Below are 5,352 nucleotides of genomic sequence, written 5' to 3' on the forward strand. Positions count from 1 at the left end.
TGGGAACCTGGTCCAAAGCGCCGAAGCGGTACATATAGGCTGCTTCTTAATTTCAATTAGTTATGACATTTTAGAAACTGAATATTTTTACTTTTTAATATCTCTTGATACCTTTTTCAATCATGCTATAATTGGACCATTCTAAAATAATATTCACTCATATAATAGCGGGGATATGGCTCGCGAGTTTCTACCGGTTTACCGTAAATAGACCGACTATGAGAAGCAACGAAACGGCAGGAATATGCGCTTTTGGGCGTATGCTTCTTTGCGTTTCCTTTCGAAGTCAAGCTCGAAGGACATTGCTCCGCTCATGGTTATGAATGGATGCACGGTTCTGAGGGCTATTTTTTATGCCCTTGGCCGTGACGAAAGGGGACCAAGCGACATGAAGCAATTACAGGAGAAAATTTTAACAGAAGGAAGAGTGTTATCGGAGTCGGTGCTGAAAGTGGATACGTTCCTTAACCATCAGATCGATCCGGTGCTGATGGAAGCAATCGGGGAAGAGTTTGCCTCCCGTTTTGCGGGAGCAGGCGTCACTAAAATACTGACGATTGAATCGTCAGGGATTGCACCGGCAATGATGACCGGGCTAAAAATGGGCGTCAAACCGGTTTTTGCGCGCAAAAGCCAGTCGCTCACATTGACCGATAATTTATACACGGCAAGTGTTCATTCGTTTACGAAAAATGTCACCAGTGACATTTCCGTTTCAAAGGATTTTCTTGATAAAGATGATGTGGTGCTGATTTTGGATGATTTTCTGGCGAATGGACAGGCGGTATTGGGGTTGCTGGATATCATCGAACAGGCTGGGGCGTCGCTTGCCGGTGTTGGCATCGTCATTGAAAAAGGCTTCCAGCCAGGCGGCAAAGCAATCCGCGAACGAGGCATCCGCGTGGAGACGCTTGCGAATATCAGAACGATGGAAAACGGTACAGCAGAATTCTTTGAGGAGGCACACATCCGATGAAAAAGTTTTTAGGCGATTCAGCTTTGGGGCTGCAGCATGTATTGGCGATGTACGCAGGAGCTATCCTCGTTCCTTTGATTGTTGGCGGGGCACTCGGGCTTACTTCTGAACAATTGACTTATTTGGTGGCAATCGATATTTTACTGTGCGGCGTTGCAACGCTTCTGCAGATTGTCAGCAACCGCTTTTTCGGCATCGGCTTGCCGGTTGTGCTTGGATGTACTTTTACGGCAGTCGGTCCGATGATCGCTATCGGCGGTGAATTCGGCATATCCGCAATTTACGGAGCAATTATTGCTTCCGGTATCTTCGTTTTGCTGATCAGCACGATCTTTGGCAGTCTCGTTCGCTTTTTCCCACCGATTGTCACCGGTTCAGTTGTGACAATCATCGGAATTACGTTAATCCCGGTAGCAATCAATAATATGGGCGGCGGCCAGGGAGCTGCTGACTTCGGTTCCGTGACCAATATTTCATTGGCGTTCGGCACATTGCTTTTCATCATTTTGCTCTATAAGTTTACAACAGGATTTGTCAGAGCGATTTCGATATTGCTCGGACTTGTCGGCGGTACAGTCGTGGCCGGCTTCATGGGTCTGGTCAACTTTTCCCCAATCGCGGAAGCGTCTTACTTCCATATGGTCCAGCCTTTCTATTTCGGGTTGCCGACCTTTGAATTGTCAGCCATACTGACGATGTGTCTGGTGGCAATGGTATCACTCGTTGAATCGACGGGCGTCTATTTTGCGCTAAGCGATATTACGAAAAAGAAATTGGAGCAGAAAGATTTGGCGAAAGGCTACCGCGCGGAAGGCCTGGCCATTTTCCTTGGCGGTATTTTCAATGCATTTCCTTACACCGCGTTTTCACAGAACGTCGGCTTGATCCAAATGTCCGGCGTCAAATCACGCAGAATCATTTTTATCGCTGCGATGATGCTCATTACACTCGGTTTCGTGCCGAAAATTGCGGCTATGACAACGATCATCCCGGTAGCGGTTCTCGGTGGAGCCATGCTTGCGATGTTCGGAATGGTTATTTCACAAGGCATAAAAATGCTTGGCAAATCTATGGGGGAGTCAACTGAAAACTCCATGATTGTTGCCTGTTCAGTGGGAATTGGCCTTGGTGTAACGGTCGTACCAGAAATTTTTGCAATGGTGCCGCCGAGTTTCCAGATCCTTACAAGCAATGGGATTGTTGCAGGAAGTGTAACTGCGATTGTGCTGAACATCGTCTTTAATATGATTCCGGCGAGACGCAAATCGAAAGCTGTTGCAATCGAATCAAAAAAGCTTTCAGCAGCTGAAAATGCTCTCGGGCATAACTGAAAAGACTCCAGATAAGCGGAAACCCGCGTGTCTGGAGTCTTTTTATCTGCTTTTGACTGACAGAAAATCCAAGGTTCTGGACAAGGTGTCCTGTCCATCCAATGTGTCGAGTGCATATTGGAATTCATGCTGAAGATTTTTGCCGGTGCCGTCAAAGAACATCGTCTCAATATCCACTCCGCTGGTCTTGAGGATACCGGCAAGCTCAACAGACTGTGGCGCCAGTGGGTCACCGTCGCCGGCAGCAATGAAGCTGTCCGGAAAATCCGGTGTGACCTGCTGAACAATCGACAATTCCTGAATGCGCGCGAATTCTTCAAAGTCAGCTGTGCCGGTATAGGTGTTCAAAAAGTATTCGATATTGGGAAATCCGGTTGATGCGACTGTTTCCATATTATATAATCCGCAGAACAATAAAGCGCCGCGCAGGCTTTCCGCTTCAACCGCCGGAAAGATCTTCATTTCAGCGGCAAGTCCTTCATTGGACAAAACAGCGGCGAGTTGGCTCGCTATATGGGCTCCGGCAGAATCACCGCCGATAAAGACGCGGTCCATATCGCCTCCGAAATCAGCTGCATGCTGCTGCAGATAATCCAGTGCAGCATTGGCCTGAAAAACGGGACCGGGATAGAGCTGTTCCGGAGCAAGGCCATAATCCATATTGGCGACGACATATCCTTCATAAGCCAGCGTCATGGCATAATCACGGCGGCTGTCTTTGGAGCCTCCGACAAAACCGCCTCCGTGAATCCATAGAATAACGGGGGCAGAATCCTCCAGGTTTTCAGGAATGTAAAGGTCGAGCAGTGCGCCGGATTCTTCTTCATATACTACGTCTGCAATGACTTTCACGCCTTCTCTCACCTGTTCGATATGGGGCGGCGGTGCAAACACGGCAGAACTTGCAGGTTCGATGGAAGCGACAGCATCTTTGGACGTCAGAAGGTCTGCCGCTGCGAAAACAGCAAGCAGCAATAACACGGCGAGGACGGAGCAAAGCCATATTGGTTTCAGCAGAAATTTATCGGATTTTATCATACAGCACATCCTCACGTTGTTATCTGTCAATTCGAAGCTAGTAGTTTCATCCTATCTGCAACACTTGTAATAAAGAAAGAGACTATCTGCCCAAATCATGTAATATTCGTATTTCATCAGATTTTGCACTCTAAAAGCAGAAGAAATGGGTATGATTTAACTATAGGTTTTAAATCGGGAGGGCTCTCTATGTTCGGTTTGGCGGACTTAATCTCATTAATCGTATCAGCCTTCATTATTCTTCCGATTGTCATTTTCCTGCGGGAGAGCGGGTACGTCATTGTCAGTTTCCTGCTTGGGGTGGAGAACCCCCGTTTAACGATAGGATCCGGTCCCAGAGTCAAAAAAATCGGGATGTTTGATATCCGGAAATATTACCACCTGTACAGCTGGTTCTCTTACGATTCCCTGAAAAGGCAAGGGAAATTTGCGTATGTGATGCTGTATGCCGGCCCCATCCTTGTGAATCTGGTTGTCGCCCTGACCATAAATGCCATGCTGGCAAGTGGTTTGATTGAAGAATACACGACATTCTGGGATCGCTTTATCTTTTATGCCTTCTATTACGTTCTTTTTGATATCGTGCCCATGAAAACGGCAAACGGCATGCCGAACAACGGGCTGATTATATACGAAATGCTGCGCTATGGAAGAAGAACCGATTATAATGACGAACCGTTCATTCCCGGAACAACTGAAGTGGAGGAACAATACCAGGAAGAAATGGAAAAAATCGAAGAAATAAAAGAACAGCAGAAAGAAGTTATTGAAGAAACGGCTGACACTAAAAAAGAAGAGAAAGAACAAAAAGCGGAAATTGAGAAAGACAAACAAGAAGATAAGAAAGAATTGAAACAGGCTGAAGAGCATGAAAGAGCCAAAAAAAAGAAACAGGAAGAGAATAGGCCGGAGCGATAAAATGATTTTATTGGAAAGAAGATGCTTTGGATTCGAGATATCGACCTGCTATGATGGGAGATATAAGGAAACGTAAAACAAAGGAGCGGTTTATAATGGGAAAAAGAATATCCGGAATTCATCATATAACGGCCATCGTCGGCGATGCGCAGGAAAACGTGGATTTCTATGCGGGTGTATTGGGCTTGCGCCTGGCGAAAAAAACAGTCAATTTCGATGATCCCGGCACTTATCACCTTTATTTTGGCAATGAAGAAGGCGAACCTGGCACGATTATGACATTTTTTCCGTGGGGCAATGCTTATCGCGGAAAAATCGGAGACGGCCAGGTTGGCGTAACTGCATTTGCGGTTCCTGACAATAGCCTTGAGTTTTGGAAGCATCGGCTAAATAAATTCGGCGTTCCTTTCACTGAAAACGAAAGGTTCAACGAGCAATACATCGGTTTTGAGGATCCGCATGGCTTGCTTCTGGAGCTGGTGGAAAGGCCATCAGGCAGGAACAGCTCGTGGGAAATTGGCGATATTACTGCAGAAAATGCAATCAAAGGCTTTGCAGGAGCCTTGCTCTTTTCAGCCAATGCCGAAAAAACAGGGGAATTGCTCGAATCTGTTATGGGGCTGGAGAAGGTCGGGGAAGAAGGAGCCGTCATGCGTTTCCAGTCGACGGCTGATATCGGCAATATCGTGGACGTGATGACGGAACGGCAGGGCACCGGACAAATGGGCGTAGGAACTGTTCATCATATTGCATGGCGCGCTGCTGATGATGCCGACCAACTGGATTGGAAGGAAAAAATCGAGGGATGGAGGCTGGGCGTGACACCTGTACAGGACCGGAACTATTTCAATTCGATCTATTTCCGCGAATATGGAGACATCCTGTTCGAAATCGCCACTGACCCGCCAGGATTCGCAATCGATGAACCGCTGGAGTCGCTGGGCGAAGAACTGAAACTTCCGCAGCAATACGAGCAATTCCGCAAGCGCCTGCAGCAGGAACTGCCGAGGCTGCAGTTGAGGGATTTGGATAATAAATAAAATTAAGTATTTTATAATCATTCCGCTTCAGGCGGACGCTTTCTTATGC

At 47.0% G+C, this 5,352-nt stretch carries 5 protein-coding genes and 1 riboswitch; of the genes, 4 read left to right on the plus strand and 1 reads right to left on the minus strand.

Annotated elements, in window-relative coordinates:
• Positions 1-137: 137 nt before the first annotated feature.
• Positions 138-239: riboswitch (purine riboswitch) on the plus strand.
• A 149-nt stretch (positions 240-388) separates the two neighbouring features.
• Both KW93_RS13790 and KW93_RS13795 read left to right on the plus strand, forming a co-directional pair.
• Entirely contained in the window at positions 389-976 is a 588-nt protein-coding gene (locus KW93_RS13790) for a xanthine phosphoribosyltransferase (RefSeq protein ID WP_033543616.1), read from the plus strand.
• Positions 973-2,307: a nucleobase:cation symporter-2 family protein gene (locus tag KW93_RS13795; RefSeq protein WP_033543617.1), complete on the plus strand. Its 1,335-nt coding sequence runs from the start codon at positions 973-975 to the stop codon at positions 2,305-2,307. Before KW93_RS13790 ends, KW93_RS13795 begins: the two co-directional genes overlap by 4 nt.
• Positions 2,308-2,349: 42 nt before the next feature.
• Here KW93_RS13795 and KW93_RS13800 read toward each other — a convergent pair whose 3' ends face one another.
• The gene (locus KW93_RS13800; protein ID WP_081987028.1) at positions 2,350-3,345 is read right to left on the minus strand and encodes an alpha/beta hydrolase; all 996 of its coding nucleotides are present in this window, start codon (positions 3,343-3,345) and stop codon (positions 2,350-2,352) included.
• Positions 3,346-3,534: 189 nt separating this feature from the next.
• Here KW93_RS13800 and KW93_RS13805 point away from each other — a divergent pair, with 189 nt between their 5' ends.
• Together KW93_RS13805 and KW93_RS13810 are read left to right on the plus strand one after the other, a co-directional pair.
• Entirely contained in the window at positions 3,535-4,263 is a 729-nt protein-coding gene (locus tag KW93_RS13805) for a hypothetical protein (protein WP_033543618.1), read from the plus strand.
• A 95-nt stretch (positions 4,264-4,358) separates the two neighbouring features.
• A complete protein-coding gene (locus KW93_RS13810) occupies positions 4,359-5,303 on the plus strand; it encodes a ring-cleaving dioxygenase (RefSeq protein WP_033543619.1) in 945 nt (314 codons plus the stop codon).
• The last annotated feature ends 49 nt before the right edge of the window (positions 5,304-5,352 follow it).

The organism is Planococcus sp. CAU13 (assembly GCF_000775575.1).
In the GTDB taxonomy this organism is placed as follows: domain Bacteria; phylum Bacillota; class Bacilli; order Bacillales_A; family Planococcaceae; genus Planococcus.